The following is a 21,713-nucleotide window of genomic DNA, read 5'->3' as shown; positions in this document are numbered from 1 at the left end:
ACGACGAACGCGAACGCCCATCGACAGGTTTGAGAGATTTTGCTCTAGTGAGAGTATGATCCACGCCGCATAGACCGGTGTTATTTCCCCTGGCGATTCTTCCAAGAGATCGCGTCCTCAAGCCGGTCGTCACCCCAGAAAATCTCCTTGCCGACGACGAAAGTCGGCGAGCCGAAAATGCCGAGGCTCTTGGCTTGGTTCGTCGCGTCAACAAGCCCCGCCACGGCTTCTTCCGCGTCCGCGCGTGCCAGCACATCCTCCACATCGGCGCCGGCCTCCGTGATACTCTGGCTGATGTTCGGCTCATTTCCGGCAGGAAGTCCTTCTTCGATCCATCGCCTGTAGCTTGCCCGGACATAGGCGGGACACCAGCCTTCTGCTGCCCCCACGATTGCTACACGGTTCGCCCGTTCCAGCTCCGCTAGAGGGTACGGCGCCGGGAGCTTCGGCGAGAGCCCGCGCATTTGCGAGCGCCGCTCGATGTCCCTCCACATATAGGCGGCCTTTGCCGGCTTGTTCACAAAGGGGACGTTGTTCATCTCGATCATCACCACCCGCACATTGAAGGGTTTCCAGACGAAACGAACGCCAGTCTGCTTCTCGACCTGCTCGATGCGCATGACCGACAGGTATGTGTAGGTGCTGCCTATTGAGAACCAGAAGTCGATGATTGGCATTACCTAAAACTCCAGAGCATGACCCGCCTTGTCGCCAGCGAGGTGTGCTCCCAACGCGGCGATCCCGCTCCCGACATTAAGGCAGGCCTGGCTTCGTTGCCATTGTGGTTACCAATACGTCACCGGAAACCTGCGAGGCCAGGAAATTGCGAGCGTCGCGTATGTCCCGAGAGAACTCTGCATCTGCAAAGGGAACCAGGAGTTGCTCCAGCATCGAGCAGGGATAGAGCCCAGGGCTGGCCTCGTGTGCGAAACGCGCGAGATCTGTCGCGGCTCGAAGTTCCAACATTCGGGCGTCCTGCTGCCGCGCAACCTCCATTGCGGCGAGGAGGCTGGTTTCCACCCGGGAGAGGTCCGGCTGTGGTTGCTTCAGTGCCACCAGGCCATCGAGCCGATGAAGTTCAGCCAGCCAGAACTGCTCGCCCGACCGGCCAACGAACGCGAAACCTTCCCGCACCGCAGCCTCTGCTGCCACCGTATTGCCGGCCTTCAGAAGGCATTCGGCAAGCTGCGCGACGAACACTGACTCGAATAGGTGAGCGTCGCGCGTTCGATTGGAATCGAGCGCCTGACGGATCGTCGCTATGTTCTCGTCGGTTGGCTCGCGCCGGGCTCGCACACATGCATGGCATAGAACGCCGTTTCGCTTCAGGTGCTCGACCTTCCGTTCGCCGCAATAGGTGACGAGCGCAACAGCATCGCTCTCGCAAGCGTCGAGATTGCCGAACAGAAATTGTGGCCACACGATCGTGTAGAAGTTGCCTGCCGCGACGGTGTGAGCGTTGCCATGATTTAACAGCTCTGACCGCACCTGTTCACTGGATTTCGCGACGCCCTCGTACTGTCCCAGCAGAGCTAACGCCATTGTCTTCCAGTACAGGACGTTCAGGCCGGGGTCGATGCCAAACCAGGAGCTCAACACCTTCTGGCGGTCGGGGTCACGATATCTTTCAGCCGACTGCAGACTTTCCAGAGCCTCGCGAGAACGTCCGGTCAGGACCTGGGTCGTCCCGAGAAGCCGATAGGCGACCAACTTGAATGTCGGGTCGACCTGGCGGTCCGCAAACTCTACAATCTGCCGCGCTAGGGCGAACGCATCCTCCATCTTCCCCGCGAAATAGCTGCTCGCGCAAAGGCCATGCAGAACCGAGAAGCGTTGCAAGTCGGAACCGACGCCTGCGTCAAGCAGTGATTTGGCACTAGTCAACGCCGCAACTGTTTCCTGGAACGGCAGCAGCGAGTTGGCGCGGGCGACCAATAGAGCCAGTTCAAGTGGTCGACGCACCTGCTCGTCTTCGATTTGCCGGGCTGCCGTCAATCCGGCCCCGGTGTGCTGAGTGGCCTCGGCAAGAGCTGACCGCGACAGGGCCAATTCCGCAGCAGTCAGCCAATAGTGCGCCGCCGGCTCCGAGAGTCCCGCCTCAGTGTAGTGATGGGCGATCACCGCCGGCGCGGATTCGCTGCTATCAGCAAAGCGCTCGACAATTGACCGGGCGATGTCCGCATGGATGCGCTGTCTGCGGGAGCGAAGCAGCGAGTTGTGGGCTGCATCCTGCACGAGCGCGTGTTTGAAAACATAGATCGTGTCACCTATGGCGGCGCGAGAGAATACCAGCTCCGACTCGACCAGTTTGTGTAACGCCTCCTTAAGCGCGGTTCCGGTAATCGGCGAGATCGCTTCCAGCAGACGGTACGAAAATTCCCGGCCGATCGCCGCGCCAATCTGTGCGATTTCCCGGATCGACCCGAGCCTATCCAACCGCGCCATTAGGGAGTCCTGCAGCGTCGATGGAATCGCCAGTGCCGTCAACGGCGCGGCCAGCACAAAACACTGGCTTTGCTCGCGCAGTTGCCCCGATTCAAGGACCGCCTTGGTCAGCTCCTCGACGAATAAGGGAACGCCGTCAGTCTTAGAGATTATCGCGCTTTGCACTTCTGCAGGAATCTCCTTGCCGCCGGTGATGCGATCGATCATGGCTGCAGCGTGACGCCGTCCGAATCGGTTGAGCGCCAGCCCATGGCCTTGACCGACCCAGGGATTTGTAAACTCCGGGCGAGAGGTCACTATCAACAGCGCCCGCAATCCCGGTACTCGCTCGACGATGCCGCTGAAGAAATCCAGCGAGGTGGGGTCTATCCAGTGCGCGTCCTCCAGCACGGCAAACACGGGCGCCTCTCGCGTCAGCCCGGCGAACAGCTCAATCAACGCGCAATCGTCTGCTCCTTTGCCTCGCTCGGCACTACTCCGAGGTCCTGAAAGTGTCCCTCGGTCGAGATCGACAGAAGCGAGGCGAGATAGGATGCGACGCCCCGGCCACCGAGGCCCGAGCGGGCGATTAAAGCTTCGAGCCTTTCGATTTGCGCTGTCGGCGGCTCGCCGGACCTAAGACCCAGCGAAGATGATATCTGTCGGACGACTGGATACATCGAGACGTTGCGATGGTGCGGAGAACACTGGTAACGCACAAGGCCATAAGGTTGACCCACGATCCGTTCGCGCAGTGCCTCCAACAGGCGTGACTTGCCGATGCCTGCCTCGCCGGTCAGCAACACTACTTGGCCTTCCCCCCCGCACGCGTCGCTCCAGCGGTCGGCAAGCAACGCCACTTCCTGATCACGTCCCACCAGGGGCGCGTTCGACCGGGACGCCTCGAACCGATTGACGTTCTCCGTCTCGCGGAGGACCTCCCAGGCCGAAACCGGAGCATCAAAGCCTTTGATGACGTGGACGCCCAAGGCCTTGAGCTCGAATACCTCGCCAAGTAGTAGGCGCGTCGAAGACGCGATGACGATGCGGCCTGCGTTCGCCAGACCCTGAAGCCGGGCCGCGAGATTCGGCGTATCGCCGACCACCGCATGCTCGCGCGATGCACCATGGCCGATCACGTCCCCCACCACCACCAGGCCAGTCGCAATTCCGACGCGCGCCTGGAGTGTGCCTGCTGCCGCCGTTTCAATCGTGGCAACCGCAGCTACGATCTCCAGAGCGGCACGCACGGAACGCTCCGCGTCGTCTTGATGGGCAAGCGGATAGCCGAAATAGGCCAACACGCCGTCACCCATGAACTTCGCAACAAACCCCCCGTACCGGGCGATGATGACGGAGCAGGCTTCTTGGTAAGCGCGCAGTACGTTGCGCATCTCCTCCGGATCCAGCCGTGTCGACATTTGCGTCGAGCCGACGAGATCGCAGAACATAACTGTAATCTGACGTCGCTCAGCTGTGTCGACATGCGGCGTCGTCGGCTCTATGGGCTCGGGTTCCAATTGCCGCGCACCAAGGCGTTCGATTGCCTTCAACAACCGCTTGCGATGCCCGAGAAGCACGCCGATCTTTTCCAGGTCGGCGTCCGTAAGGTCAGGCAGCACTTCGCTGTCTATCCCGTTCTCACGGAACGAAGCTTCATATTGAACAAGACCGAGGCTCTGCAGCCATTTCCCTAAATTCATGGACGTATCGCAGCCCGATTGGACCAATAGTCCTCAAACGGGAGCCGGATGTCTAGTGAAGAGAATTCCGGGTAGTGGGTCAGTTTGAAATCTGACGCTGCGCTTTTTGCCAGGCGCCGTTCTTCGCTCAGCTCTGGGCATATTTGTCAGTTCTTCGGCATTTGGGGTGGCACAAGTTGAACGTATGGCGTCGTCGGTTCCTTATCAGGGCGAATGCGACTGGGGGCCGGCTTCCCGTGTTTGCCGAGCGACCTAATGTATTGATAGAGCGATTGCATATCGCTCTCGTCCATCGCTCGAAGATTGTACCAAGGCATCGGTGGAGACGTTCTAATGCGCTTCAGCATCCCTACAAATCCACGCTCGGTCATTACCGAAGCATCTATCCGAAGATTGGTCGCATAGGTCGTGCCCCAAGGACCGCGCCAACCGACCGAGTTGCCCATTAAAGCCTTTTCAGGATCAATCTTGCCTTCTGTTTCCCGGTAGCCTTCGGTATGGCAATCGTGACACCCGCCGATGATTGATACCTGCAACCCTCGTTCGACCGATACTTCGCCTTGAGCGAAGGCTGCAATTGGCATCGTGAGACCGGCTAATAGGAAAAACAGGCTTGTGACACGCATCCTTCCCTCCCATGCGTTCCGCTAAGCAGTATGAGCCAACGTCCGAAGGCGACGGCTAGCTTGAAAGGCTCTTTTTGTAAGGGCCGCGAATAGCCGGTTTCTCGGCTTCTCTCGCTTCGATCAGCGCAACGATGTCACCAATCTCCCAAAGCTTGTCAGTGACGCCAGTGGCCATCGCAGGCGTCATGCGCAACGTGGCATGGATGCGAACAAAATTGTAGTACATGAAATGCAACGCCACCGCATTGGCGTGAGCCTCCACCTTCTTGGAAAAGCCATTGGTCAGGCGAGTGAAGCGGCGCATGTGCATCCGCATGGTCAGGTTCTGGCGTTCCGCAAATGACGTGCTGACATGCTTGATGTCAGGATTTCCTTCGATCCGTTCTTTCCGCGCGCCAGTGCATTCGGCGGGGCTATAGCGGCCCTTGGCGCTGTCAGGCGAAGTGCCATAGAGCTTGATCAGCATGGCATAGTCGATATCGCCGCCGAACGCACCTTCAACAGCCTCTAGCGACTTGAACCCCCGACGTCAGCACCGAAACATTCTGCCGCATCTTACCCTGTCCGATTTGCACGTCGCTACTCGCCTTTCCCGAACGAGCCGGCCAAGCAGCTTCCGCACCACGCAACATCTCTTATCTTGGGCAACACGGTCTCTTCATTACCGGATGTGCGGGATGTGGATTTGTTGTGCCGAGTGCAATATGGCCCCGTTTACCGGGACCGAGGCTTGTCGAAACAGTCAACCGCCTGGATTTGATATCGTTGTGCTGTTTCAGTACCGACGTTCTCGAGGCCGCGTCTATGAAGAGTGACGCGCTTTCGTACCCGCCCCGCGGCCTCTCTCGTGAGGAAGCAGCGCGCTATGTCGGCGTCGGATCGACACTATTCGACGACATGGTTGCTGACGGCCGCATGCCGAGGCCTAAGCACGTCAACAGTCGCGCGATCTGGGATCGTGTGGCGCTCGATATCGCTTTCTCCGCCCTGCCAGACAAAGACAATGGTCTCCAACAACTATTGGAGCGGAGCAAACGAGAGCCGACAAGGAGATAAGCAACTACGCACATTGCGTATACGCTGCAGGCGTAGTACAGTCATCGCCTGAGCGGATGAGATGACGTGAACGACAATGAAAAGCTCGCGCGAGAAGTGAAAGCCTGGCGGGCGAAGGGAGGATTCACCGCCGAGAGTGCAGCCAAGGTCTTGGGAATACCGAAACGCACTTTTGAAGGCATAGAGCAAGGTCGAGGCTTCCCTTACCCGGTACTCTTGCGCATTGCCATGGAAAGCAAGACCCTTTCGCTTCAGGCAATGTTGGAGGATTCCCCGCCTGTGGAGCAACGGCAGCGGAAAACTCAAAGGGAGATTTGATGGTCAGGCCTTTTAAAGATGTCCGCTACCCCGGCGTTTCGTCGCGCATCAAGAACGGAAAGCTCGTCTATCGCTATCGCGGCAAAGGAATGCCCGAAATTCGGCTTCCTGGCGCACCAGGCGATCCTGAGTTCGAAGGCGCCTATGAACAGGCAACGCAAGGCCAAGGCCAAAAGGCCGTCATCATTGACTTGCCCGGTCGGGCGTTGCCAAAGACATTTGGTCATGCTGCACGCCGACTTGAAGCGACGATGGAATGGCTGAACTTCGATGAAGCGACGCAGCAGAAGAATGCTCGGCTTATTGAGTGCTTCCTTCAGATGCAGGTCGATCCTGCCTATCCGCTGACTTGGCGCAATACGCCGGTGGAACATCTCGATGCCGACCATCTGCGTGCGATTATCGAAAGCGTCTTTGCCACCAACCGGACGGTTGCCAAGCACCTGCTGGTGGCAATCAAGAAGCTCCTGTGGGTGGCGATCGAAGTTGAGAAATGGATCAAACCGCAGGACGATCCCTCGCTGTCGATCCGCGTCCGCATTCCCAAATCGACTGCCAATCCCGCCTGGCCGATCGCCATTCGTGAAAAGTTCGAGGCGCACCATCCAATCGGCTCAGCGCCGCGCACCTGCTATGCGCTCGGTTTCTGGCTCGGCAACCGACGCGGCGATATCGCCTCACTGGAATGGGACGACTTGGTCTTCGAGGAGATCGAATTGTTCGATGGCTCCTTGGAAACAATCGAAGCCTTCGACTTCCGACAGCAGAAAAATCGCAACCGTCATGGCGGGCGCGAGATGTTCATCCCGGTTGTGGACAAGCTGGCGCAAGCTTTAGTGCCATTAGATCGCTCTAAGGGTGGCACGGTATTGAAGAACGCCTATGGGCGTCCGTTCTCCGAAAAGAGCCTCACCGGCATGATGGCACATTGGAACAAGCAGGCCGGCATCCCGGAGGGCTACACCTTGCACGGGCTGCGCCGTACCTTCGGCACGTATCTCGCCGAATGCAACATCCAAGCGCGCGCTATCATGGAGGCGATGGGGCATTCTTCAATGACGGTAACAGACGAGTATGTGCGAGAGGCCAATAAGAAACGGATGGCTGTCGATATCGCCCGCGCCATTAACGAGCGGGAAGCCAAACGCGACGCCATGAAGCAACGGATACCCCTGCGCGTCATCAAATGAGTGAATCAACCCGACCAAGTGGAGGGTGGCATATCGGCCGCCCTTTTTTGGGCCCATAATGGGCCCAAACGTTTTGGGCCGAGGCGTATTTTCTTCAATAAAATCAATGGTTATGGTGGGCCCGGAGGATGTTTGGAAAAGAAGCTAAATCAAGCAGTTAGGAACCAGTGGGACAGCAAAGCATTCAAATCTGTTCCAATGTTTTTCGATGTTCTTGTCCCACCTGCGGCGCTACATTTCCACCCGATTAACGCCTCGCTCACCTTAACACGGTGGAAGGAGGATCATGACGGTGTTTCAGTCTCACATTGGAAGGTCGCGGTAGAACCATTGACGACACTCTGCGACGAGCGAGGAGCGTCTCGTTCGGGGCCGTTAACGGCCTGGCAGCTTTCAGGATGACTGGCAAGAAAGCCGACCGTTGCGCCCAGCGTAGTGCGGACCGCTTTGCGCGGCGGGTTCAACCGATCGCTGCAACACACTCAGCGAACTTCTCCGCTGGGGTCTGATAGAGCAAGGTCTTTCTGGGGCGTTCGTTGAGCTGCCGCGCGATGGCGCTGAGCTTTGCCTGGCTGTGCAGGGACAGGTCGGTGCCACGTGGCAGATATTGGCGCAGCAGTCGGTTGGTGTTTTCATTCGAGCCGCGCTGCCAGGGTGATCGAGGATCGCAGAAGTAGACCTCGACGTCCGTGGCCAGTGTCAGTCGCTGGTGCTCGGCAAGCTCTTTGCCTCGGTCCCACGTCAGCGATTGATAGAGTTCCCCGGGCAATTTCTGCGACTGCTTGATTAGGCCTGAGACGACGCTTTCGGTATCTTTGTTGGCGACCTTGATCAGCATCACATAGCGCGAGTGACGCTCGACCAGCGTCGCCACGTAGCTGTTCTTGGACCCGCCGATGAGGTCGCCCTCCCAGTGGCCGGAAACTGCTCGATCTTCGACGGTGGCGGGCCGTTCGCTGATGGAAATTGCATCCTTGATCTGGCCCAGCCCACTCCGCTTCATGCTGGCGTGCCGGGAACGGCGGATCGTGCGCCTGGCTCTAAGATGCTCCAGCAGTTCCTTTTTCAGCACTCCACGTGCCTGGATGAACAGGCTGCGATAGATCGTTTCGTGCGACACCTGGTTATGCGGCTCCCCTGGGTAGGTGCGCTTGAGCCAGCCGGCAATCTGCTCTGGCGACCATTTCCGCTGCAGCTTGACCGATACTGTCCGGGCTAGTGACGGACAGCAAGCCAGCTTGCACAGCTTGGGGCGCAGGGCCCGATCCCAAGCGGCGTGATCGGAACGTGCTGCTCTATACCGATCAGGCCCGCCATTGCGAAGGATCTCACGACTGATCGTGGACGGCGATCGACCCAGTGTGTGGGCGATCGAACGCAAAGAGCACCGCGTACTGAGCCCTCAGGATATCTCCTCCCGCTCGCCCAGACTGAGCGCCTTGGGCGCCCGTCGCCGCTCGGCTGGGCGAATGCCGCCGGCTGGGGAGATCACCGAGAACACCGATGATGACGCCCGATCAAACCGCCGCCCAATCGACTTCATCGACTCGCCAGCCTGCCATCGATCCCAGATCTCCGATCGCTGGGCGGCAGAATAATAGATGCGACCTCGCTGCTTCATGGCCCACACTCCATCTCTGATGAAAGACTAGTGTGTTGCCCTCACCGATTGAGCCCACCGCCAAAAGCGGTCATTGATGTTGGTTCCGCGCCAAAGGCGGACGAGCTCGTAACCGATTGAAGCAACCGGAGGCAGTTATTTGCACGAGTAAGCGCAGTGACTCCGGAGGGCTTGGGCGCCCGCCACGGATCGCCGTTATCATCGAACGGGCTACCGCGGTAGCTTTCACTGCGGAGCGACAACTGACGTTCGGCGTCATCAGAAAAAGGCGGACTCTGGCACGGTTCTGGTCTATGCCGACGCTCGTTGCCGGTCCGCCGGCCTTTTGCACCTGGTCCATGAATGAAGCGCCAGCCCACGACGTCGAGCCTGTTACGCCGACTCAATCGTTCGGCCGTGGTGGATTTGATCCGCACCGAAGGAGTGGCATCACCTTCGAGCCTAGCCGAGCGACTGAACATCAGCATCCCGACGGTGATGCGGGTGATCGAGGATCTGATTGCCGAGGATTTGGTGGCGTATGACGGGTTTGACGAGGCCAATGTCCGGGGCCGTCCCCGGGCACGCATCAAGTTCCGCGGCGCGGCGCATGCGATCATCGGCATCGAGGCCGGCAAGGGCGAGTTCTACGGCGCCGTGGCCAATCTCGAAGGCGTCGTGCAGACAGAAATGCACGAGACCGCCGACGATGATGGCGAGCGCAATTTCGAGAAGCTGCTCGGCCTGATCCGCCGGTTGATGGCGGCTCCCCGCCCACGCGGCCAAACCATTCGCGGCATCGGCATTGGCCTGCCCTCGATCGTCAGGCAGCCGGAGGGCGAAGTGGTGCTGACGCTCGGGCTCGGCTGGCGCGACATGCCGTTGCGGGCGCGGCTCAGCGAGCATTTTCAGATGCCCATCGTCGTTGAAAACGGGCGCAACCTCGCCGCCGTGGGCGAATGGGGATTCGGGGCCGGGCGTGGCGCCGACAGCGTCGTGAGCCTCTCGATCGGGCCCGGCGCCGGCGCGGGCGTCGTGATCGACGGCAAGCTCTATGGCGGGCACTCGCATGCGGCGGGCGAGCTCGGCTGGTATCTCGATGACCCCCTCCTCACCGGGCGGCCGTTCGAACATCTGGGCGACAAGCAATCGTTGCGCTTTTTCGGCATCCCCGAACAGGCGACCAAGATGCTCGAAGAGGCCAACACCCAGTATGCGGCGGGGAAGCTCACCCTGGCTGCCGTCACCGACCGGCAGGCGGGCAAAATCGCCCCGGTCGTGACCGAGCTGCTCGACTATGCGACGATGGCGGTGGGCAGTGTTGCTGCCTTCATGAACCCCGAAATCATCGTACTGGCGGGCCGGGTCGTCGGCGGCGGCGATCTGGTACTCGATGTGCTGCGGCATCGCCTCAAGGGCAATGTGTACGACCCGCCGCGCCTCGTGATCGGCGCGCTGGGGCACCGCGACATCGTGCTTGGAGCGGTGCGCCTGGTGCTCGATGCGACAACCCTCAACCCTGCCGACAGCCTCGTGATGGCCGACTAAGATCAATCGATCGCGATTGACAGCGACTGAATCTCGGCATTAAGTTTCTAACTGAAAGAAAAACCGCGTCCTGCGTCGTGTGGGAGCGTATCTTTCGTGGGAGGACTTCAAGATGAAGATTTTCAATCCGCTTGGGCGGACGATGCAGCGTCGTGACTTCTTGAAAGTCGCGGGTGCAAGCGTCGCGGTTGCAGCCCTGCCGGCGGCGGCTCGCGGTGCCGAGCCCGTCAAGGTGGTGCTGTGGTCGTGGGTGCCGGATCTCCAGCTTCAGGTCGACCTGTTCAACGCCGCGCATCCGGGCATCAAGGTCGAACTCGTGAATGCCGGCCAGGGGAACCCCGAATATCAGGCGGTCCGTGCGGGTCTGCAGGCGGGCAGCGGCCTGCCCGACGTCGTCCAGATCGAATACCAGCTGATCGAGACCTTCCGCCAGGTCGACGCCTTCGCCGACATCGGCCAGTACGCCAATGCCCATAAGGGCGAGTTCCCCGCAGGCCTATGGGCGCAGGTCGCCAAGGGCGATGTGGTCAACGGCATGCCGCAGGATTTCGGTCCGATGGCGATGCTCTATCACAAGGACATCTTCGATAAGCATGGGATCACGCCGCCCACCACCTGGGCCGAGTTTGCCGATGCGGGCAAGAAGATCCATGCGGCCGATCCGAATGTGTTTATCACCGACGCGCCGTTCGGAGCCAATGCCGACTGGGCCTTGGGTCTGTTGTGGCCGATGGGCTGGAAGCCGGTCAGCCGCGATGGCGACAAGCTCGCGATTAACATCAACGACAAGATTGCCAAGGACTTCGCCGCCTATTGGCAGGACCTTATTGACGCGGGTGTCATCGAGACCAAGCCGGGCTTCAATAATGAGTGGTACACCGGCCTCGATTCGGGCCGCTATGCCACGTGGCTCGCTGCCGGCTGGGGTCCGCTGTTCCTGACCTCGGTCGCCAAGACCAGCGTGGGCAAGTGGCGTGCCGCCGATCTGCCCCAGTGGGACGCGAGCAAGTTCGCGACCGGCGCTTGGGGTGGCTCAGCGCTAGCCGTGATGAAAACGACCCAGCATCTGCCCGAGGCCGCCGAAGCCGCGATCTGGCTGAACATTAATCCCGAAGCCACAAAGCTCTACACCACCAAGCAAAACTTCTTCCCCTGTACCAACGCGTTGCTGTCGAGCCCGGAATGGGCGGGCAACAAGCCGGAGTTCTTCGGCGGCCAGGAAGTGAACAAAGTGTTCGCCAAATCGGCGGCCGCAGTCAGCAACTTTGAGTGGAGCCCGTTCCAGGACTTCCTCTACCAGTCGATGGCCGATGAATTCGGCGCCTCGATCGGCGGCAAGGGCACGCTGTCGGATGCGTTCGACCGCATCCAAGATGCCGTGGTCGCCTACGCGAAGGAACAAGGCTTCACCGTAGACTGATTTCTCCCGGGCAATGGCCGGGCGCGCTTGACCGGCGCGCCCGATCTCTTCATCTTGCCGGACGGGGACCATGGCAATGTCGAATTCGCCAGCCGCCGCGACGCGCCCAGCGCGATCGGGCGGTTTTACGTCACGAAAGCTCGCGCCCTATCTGTTCCTGGCGCCCTTCGTGCTGCTGTTTATCGCCTTCATCGTCGCGCCGTTGGTCTATGCGTTCTACATGAGCCTCTACCGCGACACGCTGGTGGGCGGGCGGCAATTCGCGGGTGCAGCCAGCTACATCAAGGTCACGGGCGACGCCAAATTCTGGGGCGGCGTGTGGAACCTCGTTCTGTTCGGCATCGTGCAGGTGCCGATCATGCTGAGCCTGGCGCTGTTGTTTGCCATCGTGCTCGATCGTGGCCAGGTCTATGCCAAGGGCGTCTTCCGGCTCGGCTTCTTCCTCCCCTACGCCGTGCCGAGCGTGATCGCGACGATTATCTGGGGTTATCTCTACGGCCCCACCTTCGGCCCCTTCACGCAGATGGCCAAGGCGTTCAACCTGCCGCCACCGAACTTCCTGTCGCCGGGCGCGATGATCTTCTCATTGGCCAATATCGTGACGTGGGAATATGTCGGCTACAATATGGTGATCTACTACGCCGCGCTGAAGGCGATCCCGTCGGACCTCGCCGAGGCCGCGCGGATGGATGGCGCCTCGCCCTGGCAATTTGCGCGGCTGATCCAGCTGCCGCTGCTGTGGCCGGCGATCCTGCTCACCATCATCTTTTCGATCAACGGCACACTGCAGCTGTTCAATGAGCCGTATTTGATGCGCTCGCTCGCCGGTAACACTATCAATTCGAGCTACACGCCGAACCTCTATGCCTATTCGCTGGCGACTCAGAACCAGCAATATGGCTATGCGGCCGCCGTCTCGTTCGTGCTTGGCATCGTAATCGCCGGTGCCTCCTACATCTTCACCCTGATCACCAACCGCCGTCGGCCGGCGCAATGATGACTGCGACCACCGACATCGCCACTTTCGACGCTACCAGGCGCCGGCCCGGCGAACGGCGGCGCTCGCGGATCATCCTCACGCTGCTGCTGTCACTGTTCCTCGTCTACAGCTTCGTGCCGCTGGTCTATCTGGTCCTATCGGCAACGAAGACGAATGGCGACCTGTTCACCACGTTCGGCTTCGGCTTGGGCACCGAGTTCAACCTCTGGCAGAATCTGAGCGATCTGTTCAGCCGCGACAATGGCATCTTCTCGCGCTGGATGTTCAACAGCGTGCTCTATTCGACCGCCGCCGGGCTCGGTGCCGCGATCTTTGCTACCGCGGCAGGCTATGCGTTCGCCAAGTTCAAATTCGTCGGCCGCAATCTGCTGTTTGCGCTGGTCTTGGGCGCTGTGATGATCCCGCAGACGGCCCTCGTCGTGCCGATCTTCCTGCTGCTGGCGCTTTCGGGTCTCAGCGACAATCCGCTGGGCGTGATCCTGCCCTCGATGATCTCGCCGATCGGCGTCTATCTGATGCGCGTCTATATCGACCAGGGAGTCGACGACGAACTGCTCGATGCAGCGCGGCTCGATGGCGCCGGCGAGTTCGTGATCTTCCGCGCCATCGTGCTGCGGCTGGTGGCGCCGGGCATGGTGACCGTGGCGCTGCTCTCGTTCGTCGGGACCTGGAACAATTACTTCCTGCCGCTCATCGTGCTGCGCTCGCAGGAGTATCAGCCGATCACGGTGGGCCTTGCGACCTGGTATCAGCTCGCGCAGCAAGGCGGTGGCGGCGGACAGGTGCTGTTCTCGATCATCATCACCGGCGCGCTGGTCAGCATCATCCCGGTTATCGTGGTGTTCCTGCTGCTGCAGCGGTTCTGGCAGGGCGGCCTCACCGCCGGCTCCATCAAATAGACTATCGCCTGGAGTTTTCCGACTATGACGACTGCCTCGAAATCCGCGCCGCTCTCTGTCTGGCGGCCGATCGCGACCGACACTTTCCTCGTCGGTACCCCGCATTACCCGGAGCATGTCGATGAGAGCTATTGGCAGCGCGACGCCGACCGCATGGCAGCCGCGGGCTTCAACGCGGTGCGACTTGCGGAATTCGCCTGGCATATTATCGAGCCGCATGAGGGGACGTTCGACTTCGATTTGTTCGACCGCGCCATAGATGTGCTGGGCAAGGCTGGCATCAAGACCATCATGTGCACGCCGACGGCGACGCCGCCGCGTTGGCTGACGGTGCGTTATCCCGAAGTGTTGCGCGTCGATGCCAATGGCCGCGCCATGAGCCATGGCTCGCGCCAGCACGCCAATCTTGCGAGCGGAGTGTTCCGCCAGCATTCGAAGCGCATCACTAAAGCGATGGCCCAGCATTATCGCGGCAATTCGCACATCATCGGCTGGCAGACGGACAATGAGCTCAATACCTCTGGATCGCTGTCCTACGGTCCGGTGACTCTGGCCGAGTTCCAGGCCTTCCTCAAGGACAAGTACAAGACCATTGCCGCGCTCAACGATGCGTGGGGCGGGCATTTCTGGGCCACCGCCTACGACGATTTCGATCAAGTGGTGCTGCCCCTCGACTACGCCCCTGCCCCGGTCGGGCCAACCCATATGGTCGACTATCACCGCTTCCTTGCCTTCGTCACGGCGCGGTTCCAGCACGATCAGGTGCTGATCCTGCGCGCCACCAATCCAGACTGGTTCATCTTCCACAATCTGGGGCGGATCGACGACATCGACTTCCGCGGCGAGTTCTCGACCGATCTCGATTTTCTCGGCTTCGACATCTACCCGCATCTCTATGACGAGATGCAGCGGGTCGGCGGCGTCGGCGAGGTGCAGGCGCTGCATCTCGACATCTGCCGCGGCTTCACCGGCAACTTCATCGTGCCCGAACAGCAATCGGGCTTCGGTGCGCAGCCGAACATCTCGACGCTGACGCCCGAACCCGGCGAGATGCGCCGCATGGCCTATACGTCAGTGGCGCGCGGCGCCGATGGCGTGATGTTCTTCCGCTGGCGGCCGGCGCATTTCGGCGCCGAGATCTATTGGATGGGCATCATCGATCACGACGACATCCCGCGGCGGCGCTATGACGAGGCCAAGCAGTTTGCGGGTGAGGTCACGGCGCTCAAGGACAAGATCCTCGGCACGCATGTGCGCATGGATTTGGGCATCGCCGGATCAGATTTCGACAATCAGGAGATGCACCGCTCCTACCCCATCGGCATGCCGAGCCCGCAGGACGATGCGACGCTGCTGCACCGCTATTGCTACCGCCACAACATCGCCTGCGGCTTCATCCATCCCGAGGATGATCTCAGCAAGCTCAAGGCGCTCTACGTGCCGCATTGGCTGAAATGGACCGATGTGTGGACGGCGCGGATCGAGGCCTTTGCCAAGGTGGGTGGAACGGTAATCCTGGGCGGCCGCACCGGATCACGCGACGTTAACAACCACGTCATCCGCGACACCTCGCCGGGCAAGAGGCTCTCGGCGCTGGCCGGGATCACGGTCGAGGAGTTCGGGTTGCTGACGCCGATCGGCGGGGACGGCCTGTTCGAGCATGGCGGCCGCTTCGGCGCCAACACGGTGCGCAAGAAGCTGCCGGCGACGTCGGCGAGCCGCCAATACAAGCTCAAGATCGGGAATGCGCAGGTGACGGCGGCGCATCTTTATGAGCTGCTTAACGTCGCGCCCGGCACGGAGGTTATCGGCAGCTGGGCCAGCCGTTTCGCCGAGGGCCGAGCCGCAATGACTTCGCGCAAAGTCGGCAAGGGCAATGTGATCTACCTCGGCACGTACCTCAGCGATGCTCTGGTCGAGGTGCTGGCCGATCAAGTGCTGGCGCCCGCCGGTATCGTGCCGCTCATCACCGACATGCCGGCCGGCGTCGAGGCGACGATCCGCGAGAGCAAGGACCGCCGCCTGCTGTTCATCCTCAATACGATGGGCGAGCCGTCAAGCATCGGCAATGTCCCCGCGGGCAAGGATTTGCTCGGCGATGGCAAAGTACGCGGCGGTAAGCTGTCACTCCCTGCCTATGGCTGCAGCATCATTGAACTCGACTAGGGATGTTGTCGCGAGGCTTTGTGAAACGCTCAATATCTTCTGTCCCAGTGATCTTAGATTGGGCAGCAATCTCCACTCTAGGCATCCTTGTGCTGCCACGTGCCACGACTTTCGGTGCGACCGTCACGAACACGCTTTTCGTACGTCCCTCGATCCTTTCGATGAGAAGCCGTGCCGGCGTTTGCGCAAAGTTCGGCCCCGACTGATCGAAACTTGTCATGGAGGCGATACTGAGATCGCAAAAGGCTGTATTGTCGTGACCCATTATTGCCACGTCGCCTGGCACATGCAGACCCAGCTCCCTGGCAACGCTCAAAACCTCGAAAGCGACGAAATCCGTCCAACAAAGACCGCTTCGGGGCGTGTCGTTTGTCGAAATAGTCGAAGCGCTTGTTTCATGAACATCCTTCTGATCACCATCCCGCCGCTGATCGTCTACCTGTTCTTCCACCGGCAGATCGTCGCGGACGGCTGGCGCTGTAAAGGGATAGGAAGTTATGGACCCGTGTCCGCTTTGGGCCAAACCGGACATCATGTCGTCCAAGCCGAACGGCTGCTTTGAGGAAACGGCGAATTTGATCTCAACAGCCGACATGAGGCGCGAAGCGGTCATCCACGGCTCTGCCTACGAATGTCGCCTTCGGGGTCATGATCTCCGGTTCGGCAGAAGTCCGATTCCAGACAGGATATCGCAGCTGCAATAACCATGGGATCACAGATGCTGGCATTTCACACCAGCTTACTTCCTGCCGCGGCATCCTCGATTTGGCGCGCCAACCATCCATTCGTACGTCGTTGCCGCCTTTTGCCGCACGCGTTGCCCAAGGGTCTTTCCAGCCTTGAAATAGCTGGACTATACATGGCTGCACAAACCTGACTGAAAGGAGGACAATAGGACTTAAGAGCAGACACAACTCGCCTTTCCTAGCTCATGGATCGAGTCAATGCACCTGAGTCGTTGGAGATAGCGAATCTAGATTGGCCCACTTCGAAGCGAAGTAGACCATAAGTGATTGAGATTGAATAATTTTGGTGGGCCCGGAGGACGTTGATTCTATTGCGTTTTTCGTGGGCCAAAATTAGAAAATTTCCCGTATCGTTCCGTATTGTCTTGCGATTGATGCCGACATCAGATTTCGACACGCTAGCGCGAAACACTATCGGCCTGTGGCGACGTCATTCCCTATCAAGCCATGCCATCGGCCTACCCCGCCGCCAAAGCCGTCACTTCCCGCCGGAATGGCAGCGCATCGCCAATATCGGCTTCATCCAGCTCGCGGGCGAAACGGTGGCCGGCGTAAGTTGCCCAAGCAATCGGACCCGGCGCGTCGGCGTCTCCGATGACCTTGATCGAGCGGATGCCGCTACACGCCCACTCGTCCTGCCGTGTTTTCAGCTCGTGCCAGACCCCATCGTCTTGTTGGCGCGATGTCACCATCACCACCGCATCCGCGGCGATGTCGTATCGGGAACCCGTATAGGCACAGGCGGTGGCGACGCCTCCCGGCACGACGCGCGTCACGGTCCGGTTCAACACGATCTCGACGCCGAGTTCGGCGAGCCGGCGGTGAATGGCACCCTGCTCCAGCGTGTTGCGGGTCCAGTCGGACACATAGGCCGACGGCGTCACCAGCGTCACCTTTGCGCCCTGGCGCGCCATCAGCTCGGCCAGCACGCCACCCATGTAATAGTGGTCGTCGTCGAACAGCACGATGTTGCCGGACGGCACAGTGCCGCCCATCAGATCGTCGGGCGTATAAATCGGCATGGCCGGGTCCACCGGCATCGGCACGACATGCGCGCGCGCCACGCCGTCGCGTCGCCATGTCGAGCCGGTGGCGATGGCGATGTTCTGAAAGCCGAAGGCCAGTATATCCTCGGCAGACAACCGGCTTTCGAAATAGACGTCGACATTGGACATCTGGCTGATCTGGTACTGGCGATAGTCACGCACGCGGCCCCATGCGGAGAGGCCGGGCAAGCGGCATTCGCGCGCCACGCGGCCGCCGAGCTCGATGCCGGCTTCGGCGATGGCCACCTGATAGCCGCGCAGGCCTAGCGCGCGGGCGGCCTCAAGCCCGGCGGGACCGGCGCCGACGATCAGCACGCTGTCGCTGTCGCCCTTGGCCTGCATGCGTTCAGGATGCCAGCCCTTGCGCCACTCCTCCATGAAGGTCGGGTTCTGCGTGCAGCGCGAGATCGACATGGTCATGTCGCCGGTGATGCAGATGTTGCAGCCGATGCACTCGCGAATGTCCTCGATCCGCCCCTCTTCAACCTTCTTCGGCAGGAAGGGATCGGCGATGGACGGGCGCGCACAGCCGATGAAATCCAGCGTACCGGACTTGATCATCTTCACCATCACATCCGGCGACGTGAAGCGCCCGACGCCGACCACCGGCTTCGAGGTCAGCTTCCTGATTCCGGACACCAGGCTCTCCTGCGCGCCCTCCTCCTTGAACCGCGACGGCCCGGAGCAGTCCTCCCAGGCGCCATGCGCCAAGTCCCAAAGGTCGGGCAGGTCGGCATGCATCTCGATCATGTCGCGCACTTCGGAATTGGCGAAGCCGAGCTCGCCGATCATCTCGTCCAGCGACAGCCGCAGCGTCAGGCCGCACGTGTCGCCGATGGCACCCCGGCCTTCTTCGATCAGTTCACGCATCAGCCGCGAGCGGTTTTCCAGCGAACCGCCATATTCGTCACTGCGCTGGTTGGTGGCGGTGGACAGGAAGTGTTGGATGATGCCGAAGCCATGCGCGCCGTAGAGACAGACCAGGTCGAAACCGGCCAGCTTGGCGCGTTTGAAGGCATTGCGATGCCAGCGGCGCAGGTCACGTATATCCTGCTTGTCCATGGCGCGTGCCTGGACTGGATCGTTGGTGAAGGTGCGGATCGGCAAGGCCGACGGTCCGCGCGGCACTTCCTTGGTGTAGAGGTTCGAGCCGTTGATACCGGAATAGGCTAGCTGGATGCCGGCCAGCGCGCCATGCTGGTGCATGGCCTTGGCCATCTTCGCCAGAGCTGGGATGTCGGCGTCGTCCCAAAGCCTGAGCTCGATGAAGGGCGTAATCTCCGAGGTGTGGTGCATCTCGGTCTGCTCGGTGAAGATGACGCCCCAGCCGCCTTCCGACTTGATGCGCCGCATCTCGGCCGCGGCCGATGGATCACGATAGCCGCCGCCATTGCAGTGCGGCACCTGGTAGAAGCGGTTCTTGGCGGTCACCGGACCGATCTTCACAGGCTCGAACAGAATGTCGTAGCGTGGATCGCGCATGGAACTTGCCTTCCTGCCAGCTCAGCCTTGCAACATGCCCGATCATGGTTCGAGCCGTAGCGCAAGCCGGCCAGCCCAGTGGGTTGATGCCGTGAGAGACCATTCATAAGTTGCGGCAAGCGCCGGGAAACAACAGATTTCTTCTGTGCCGGTTAGGACGCGCCTAATCGGTCAACCCCGCTTGGATTAGCGTCCGCTGAATCCCGGCTGAGCCAAATGCAACTTCAAGACCGACGCGGCGCGATGCTAGATAGCGCGCACGGCCAACGAGACGCAGGACGCATGGACAGCATCCAGATCCTTGAAAAGCTCATGGCATTCCCGACGGTAAGCCGCGACTCGAACCTCGCCCTTATCGGCTATGTGGCAAAGCTGCTGGACACGCACGGCATTGCTTGCCAGATCATCCACAGCGAGGACGGCCACAAGGCCAACCTCTTTGCCACCATCGGACCGGCCGGCGCTTCCGGCATCATGCTGTCCGGTCACACCGACGTCGTTCCAGTCGACGGGCAGGCCTGGACGCTGCGGCCTTTCGAGATGACGAAACGCGACGGCAAGCTTTATGGGCGCGGCGCAGCCGACATGAAGGGTTTCGTTGCCTGCGCACTCTCGGCCTGCCTCAAGGCCTCGAGAATGACGCTGCGCACGCCGCTGCACCTGGCACTCTCCTACGACGAGGAGATCGGCTGCATCGGCGTGCGCAGCCTGATCGACATGCTGCAGACTGCGCCGCACCGGCCATTGCTGTGCATCGTCGGCGAGCCGACCAGCATGCAGGTTGCGACCGGCCACAAGGGCAAGCTTGCGGCGCGCGCCATCTGCAGGGGACGCGAAGGCCATTCGGCGCTGGCCCCCTTGGCACTCAATGCCATTCATCTGGGCTGCGACTTCGTCTCCGCACTGCGCCAAGAACAGGATCGGCTGGCGCGCGATGGCGTACGCGACGGCGACTACGACATTCCCTACACGACCGTCCACGTTGGCAAGATGAATGCCGGCGTGGCGCTCAACATCGTGCCGAACCTCTGCCAGCTCGACTTCGAGATCCGCAATGTCGCGGCCGACAATCCCGACCAAATCCTCGATGGGTTGCGCGCGGCGGCAGCGCGCATTGCCGCTGAGGCCTCAACGATCGCGCCTGAGGCGACCATCGACATCGATATCACCAACACCTACCCAGGGCTGGACACGCCAGCGAACTCGCAGGCCGTAGCCTTCGTCAAATCGTTGACCGGCGCCAACGATACCATCAAGGTTGCCTTCGGCACCGAAGGCGGATTGTTCAGCCGCGACCTCGGCACGCCGACCATCGTGTGCGGACCAGGCTCGATGGCGCAAGGGCACAGACCGGACGAATTCGTCAGCGTCGAACAGATGGGCCGCTGCGACGACATGCTGGACAATCTGCTGCGGCGGCTTGCTGGTCACCGGCTTCAGACGGCCTGATAGGTCGTCGCGGGATCTCTTCGTTTTGACGCAATTCCTGTGGGAAATCCGTTCCACACCTTTCCTGGAATTGCTCTATTCCACGACCCGCCCGCTGCCGAACACGCCCTGTTCGACGACGAAACGGCGGCAATGATCGATGAATGCCTGCACTGTCTGGGTGCGGTGCTCGGCGTTGGGCAATGCAACCCCCATAGTCAGAGGCCGCAAATCCCCCTCCAGCGGCACGAAGACCAGCGGCTTGCCGTCTGGCGCCAGCGTGTTGAGCGGCCGCATGTTGGCGATGCCATAGCCGAAGCCGTTCGCAACCATCGAACGCATTACCGCGATGTCGCCGGTGCGCTCGGCAATGTTCGGCCGGATCCCCCGCGAATGAAAGGCCGAGAGGAAATATTCGCGGCTATATGGCAGGTCGAGTAACACCATCGGCTCGTCGGCCAGCTCTTCCGTCGTGATGGAAGCCTTGCCGGCGAAGCGGTGCCCCTGAGGCAGCATGACATAGGCCGGCACCAGCATCAGCGGTTCGAACGTCGTGTCCTGCGACAGTTCTAGATCGTAGGTCAGCGCCGCGTCGATTTCGCCCCGTTGCAACATTTCGAGCAGCTGACCCTGGTTGCGTTCGAACTGCCTGAACCGCACCTCGGGATAGGCGCGCTCGAACTTCATGCGCAGGGTCGGCATGACGATCTGCGCGAAGGTCAGCAGGCATCCAACCGCCAGCGGCCCACGCACCTTCTCGGCGATGTCGCCGGCAATATCGTGCAGAGCGTCGGCGTCGGCCAGCAGCCTGGCGGCCTCCTTCAGAAAAACGCGCCCGCCGGCCGTGAGCGATAGGCCATGCGAATGCTTGCGCACAAAAAGCTGGACGCCGAATTCGGCTTCCAGCTGCGCGATCGACGCCGAGATCGAAGGCGGCGAAACATTGACCTGCTCGGCCGCCTTGGTAATGGAGCCGGCTTCGCCGACGGCGACGAAATATTCCAGTTGTCTCAGGGTGAAGCGTAGCGGCATGGGCTTCTATGTTGCCGGTTTGGGCGCCG

16 protein-coding genes and 3 pseudogenes are annotated in these 21,713 nt (G+C 60.7%); 10 read left to right on the top strand and 9 right to left on the bottom strand.

The features are described from left to right. Positions 1 to 80 precede the first annotated feature (80 nt). The 5 genes and pseudogenes from NKI52_RS29375 to NKI52_RS29355 all read right to left on the bottom strand — a co-directional run. A complete protein-coding gene (locus tag NKI52_RS29375) occupies positions 81 to 677 on the bottom strand; it encodes a 2-hydroxychromene-2-carboxylate isomerase (protein ID WP_023680039.1) in 597 nt (198 codons plus the stop codon). A 76-nt stretch (positions 678 to 753) separates the two neighbouring features. Then, the gene (locus tag NKI52_RS29370; protein ID WP_352700496.1) at positions 754 to 2,883 is read right to left on the bottom strand and encodes an ATP-binding protein; all 2,130 of its coding nucleotides are present in this window, start codon (positions 2,881 to 2,883) and stop codon (positions 754 to 756) included. Continuing rightward, positions 2,880 to 4,127 carry an adenylate/guanylate cyclase domain-containing protein gene (locus tag NKI52_RS29365; protein WP_352700495.1) on the bottom strand — a complete coding sequence of 416 codons (1,248 nt, stop codon included), beginning with the start codon at positions 4,125 to 4,127 and terminating at the stop codon, positions 2,880 to 2,882. The genes NKI52_RS29370 and NKI52_RS29365 overlap by 4 nt, the downstream gene beginning before the upstream one ends. A gap of 146 nt (positions 4,128 to 4,273) precedes the next feature. After that, positions 4,274 to 4,753, bottom strand: a complete 480-nt coding sequence (locus tag NKI52_RS29360) for a c-type cytochrome (protein WP_352457996.1) — start codon at positions 4,751 to 4,753, stop codon at positions 4,274 to 4,276. Positions 4,754 to 4,808: 55 nt separating this feature from the next. Further along, positions 4,809 to 5,264: pseudogene (locus NKI52_RS29355) on the bottom strand (IS1 family transposase); the annotation flags it as partial. Positions 5,265 to 5,557: 293 nt separating this feature from the next. Between NKI52_RS29355 and NKI52_RS29350 the strand changes: the two are divergent. From NKI52_RS29350 to NKI52_RS29340, 3 genes are all read left to right on the top strand, one after another. Continuing rightward, complete coding sequence (locus tag NKI52_RS29350; RefSeq protein WP_031212899.1) at positions 5,558 to 5,809, top strand: hypothetical protein; 252 nt, start codon at positions 5,558 to 5,560, stop codon at positions 5,807 to 5,809. A 66-nt stretch (positions 5,810 to 5,875) separates the two neighbouring features. Continuing rightward, on the top strand, positions 5,876 to 6,127 hold the full coding sequence (locus tag NKI52_RS29345) for a helix-turn-helix domain-containing protein (RefSeq protein WP_352700494.1): 252 nt from the start codon (positions 5,876 to 5,878) through the stop codon (positions 6,125 to 6,127). Further along, positions 6,127 to 7,317 carry a tyrosine-type recombinase/integrase gene (locus NKI52_RS29340; RefSeq protein WP_352700493.1) on the top strand — a complete coding sequence of 397 codons (1,191 nt, stop codon included), beginning with the start codon at positions 6,127 to 6,129 and terminating at the stop codon, positions 7,315 to 7,317. Before NKI52_RS29345 ends, NKI52_RS29340 begins: the two co-directional genes overlap by 1 nt. Before the next feature lie 460 nt (positions 7,318 to 7,777). On the opposite strand, the pseudogene NKI52_RS29335 reads toward NKI52_RS29340, so the two are convergent. Then, positions 7,778 to 8,938: pseudogene (locus NKI52_RS29335) on the bottom strand (IS30 family transposase). A gap of 342 nt (positions 8,939 to 9,280) precedes the next feature. On the opposite strand from NKI52_RS29335, the gene NKI52_RS29330 reads away from it, so the two are divergent. The 5 genes from NKI52_RS29330 (at position 9,281) to NKI52_RS29310 (ending at position 15,950) form a co-directional block, all read left to right on the top strand. Then, the gene (locus NKI52_RS29330) at positions 9,281 to 10,465 is read left to right on the top strand and encodes an ROK family transcriptional regulator (RefSeq protein WP_352700492.1); all 1,185 of its coding nucleotides are present in this window, start codon (positions 9,281 to 9,283) and stop codon (positions 10,463 to 10,465) included. Between the two features lie 112 nt (positions 10,466 to 10,577). Further along, the gene (locus NKI52_RS29325) at positions 10,578 to 11,885 is read left to right on the top strand and encodes an ABC transporter substrate-binding protein (protein WP_352700491.1); all 1,308 of its coding nucleotides are present in this window, start codon (positions 10,578 to 10,580) and stop codon (positions 11,883 to 11,885) included. A 76-nt stretch (positions 11,886 to 11,961) separates the two neighbouring features. Beyond that, positions 11,962 to 12,882: a carbohydrate ABC transporter permease gene (locus tag NKI52_RS29320; RefSeq protein WP_352700490.1), complete on the top strand. Its 921-nt coding sequence runs from the start codon at positions 11,962 to 11,964 to the stop codon at positions 12,880 to 12,882. Further along, complete coding sequence (locus NKI52_RS29315) at positions 12,882 to 13,784, top strand: carbohydrate ABC transporter permease (RefSeq protein ID WP_352700489.1); 903 nt, start codon at positions 12,882 to 12,884, stop codon at positions 13,782 to 13,784. Before NKI52_RS29320 ends, NKI52_RS29315 begins: the two co-directional genes overlap by 1 nt. Positions 13,785 to 13,808: 24 nt before the next feature. After that, positions 13,809 to 15,950 carry a beta-galactosidase gene (locus NKI52_RS29310; RefSeq protein WP_352700488.1) on the top strand — a complete coding sequence of 714 codons (2,142 nt, stop codon included), beginning with the start codon at positions 13,809 to 13,811 and terminating at the stop codon, positions 15,948 to 15,950. Here NKI52_RS29310 and NKI52_RS29305 read toward each other — a convergent pair. Then, positions 15,934 to 16,329: a substrate-binding domain-containing protein gene (locus NKI52_RS29305; protein WP_352700503.1), complete on the bottom strand. Its 396-nt coding sequence runs from the start codon at positions 16,327 to 16,329 to the stop codon at positions 15,934 to 15,936. The two genes, NKI52_RS29310 and NKI52_RS29305, sit on opposite strands and share 17 nt — an antisense overlap. A gap of 15 nt (positions 16,330 to 16,344) precedes the next feature. On the opposite strand from NKI52_RS29305, the pseudogene NKI52_RS29300 reads away from it, so the two are divergent. After that, positions 16,345 to 16,441: pseudogene (locus tag NKI52_RS29300) on the top strand (carbohydrate ABC transporter permease); the annotation flags it as partial. A gap of 713 nt (positions 16,442 to 17,154) precedes the next feature. Here the strand turns inward: NKI52_RS29300 and NKI52_RS29295 are convergent. Then, positions 17,155 to 19,224 (bottom strand): oxidoreductase, encoded by a 2,070-nt coding sequence (locus NKI52_RS29295; protein WP_352700487.1) that lies wholly within the window; start codon positions 19,222 to 19,224, stop codon positions 17,155 to 17,157. 282 nt (positions 19,225 to 19,506) lie between these two features. Here NKI52_RS29295 and argE point away from each other — a divergent pair, with 282 nt between their 5' ends. Continuing rightward, on the top strand, positions 19,507 to 20,673 hold the full coding sequence (gene argE / locus NKI52_RS29290) for an acetylornithine deacetylase (RefSeq protein ID WP_352700486.1): 1,167 nt from the start codon (positions 19,507 to 19,509) through the stop codon (positions 20,671 to 20,673). 75 nt (positions 20,674 to 20,748) lie between these two features. On the opposite strand, the gene NKI52_RS29285 is transcribed toward argE, so the two are convergent. Beyond that, entirely contained in the window at positions 20,749 to 21,684 is a 936-nt protein-coding gene (locus NKI52_RS29285) for a LysR family transcriptional regulator (RefSeq protein WP_111547928.1), read from the bottom strand. Positions 21,685 to 21,713: the final 29 nt, after the last annotated feature.

The sequence above is a fragment of the Mesorhizobium sp. M0590 genome, from assembly GCF_040320905.1.
Classification (GTDB): domain Bacteria; phylum Pseudomonadota; class Alphaproteobacteria; order Rhizobiales; family Rhizobiaceae; genus Mesorhizobium.
Note: the sequence above shows the minus strand (reverse complement) of the source record. Positions and strands in the feature narration are given on the sequence as shown.

Bases quoted from the DNA above. Each gene is read 5' to 3' on its own strand.
- NKI52_RS29350 (WP_031212899.1), top strand. From the start codon at position 5,558: ATGAAGAGTGACGCGCTTTCGTACCCGCCCCGCGGCCTCTCTCGTGAG.
- NKI52_RS29295 (WP_352700487.1), bottom strand. From the start codon at position 19,224: ATGCGCGATCCACGCTACGACATTCTGTTCGAGCCTGTGAAGATCGGT.
- NKI52_RS29360 (WP_352457996.1), bottom strand. From the start codon at position 4,753: ATGCGTGTCACAAGCCTGTTTTTCCTATTAGCCGGTCTCACGATGCCA.
- NKI52_RS29330 (WP_352700492.1), top strand. From the start codon at position 9,281: ATGAAGCGCCAGCCCACGACGTCGAGCCTGTTACGCCGACTCAATCGT.
- NKI52_RS29310 (WP_352700488.1), top strand. From the start codon at position 13,809: ATGACGACTGCCTCGAAATCCGCGCCGCTCTCTGTCTGGCGGCCGATC.
- NKI52_RS29340 (WP_352700493.1), top strand. From the start codon at position 6,127: ATGGTCAGGCCTTTTAAAGATGTCCGCTACCCCGGCGTTTCGTCGCGC.
- NKI52_RS29325 (WP_352700491.1), top strand. From the start codon at position 10,578: ATGAAGATTTTCAATCCGCTTGGGCGGACGATGCAGCGTCGTGACTTC.
- NKI52_RS29315 (WP_352700489.1), top strand. From the start codon at position 12,882: ATGACTGCGACCACCGACATCGCCACTTTCGACGCTACCAGGCGCCGG.
- NKI52_RS29365 (WP_352700495.1), bottom strand. From the start codon at position 4,127: ATGAATTTAGGGAAATGGCTGCAGAGCCTCGGTCTTGTTCAATATGAA.
- NKI52_RS29375 (WP_023680039.1), bottom strand. From the start codon at position 677: ATGCCAATCATCGACTTCTGGTTCTCAATAGGCAGCACCTACACATAC.
- NKI52_RS29285 (WP_111547928.1), bottom strand. From the start codon at position 21,684: ATGCCGCTACGCTTCACCCTGAGACAACTGGAATATTTCGTCGCCGTC.
- NKI52_RS29320 (WP_352700490.1), top strand. From the start codon at position 11,962: ATGTCGAATTCGCCAGCCGCCGCGACGCGCCCAGCGCGATCGGGCGGT.
- argE (WP_352700486.1), top strand. From the start codon at position 19,507: ATGGACAGCATCCAGATCCTTGAAAAGCTCATGGCATTCCCGACGGTA.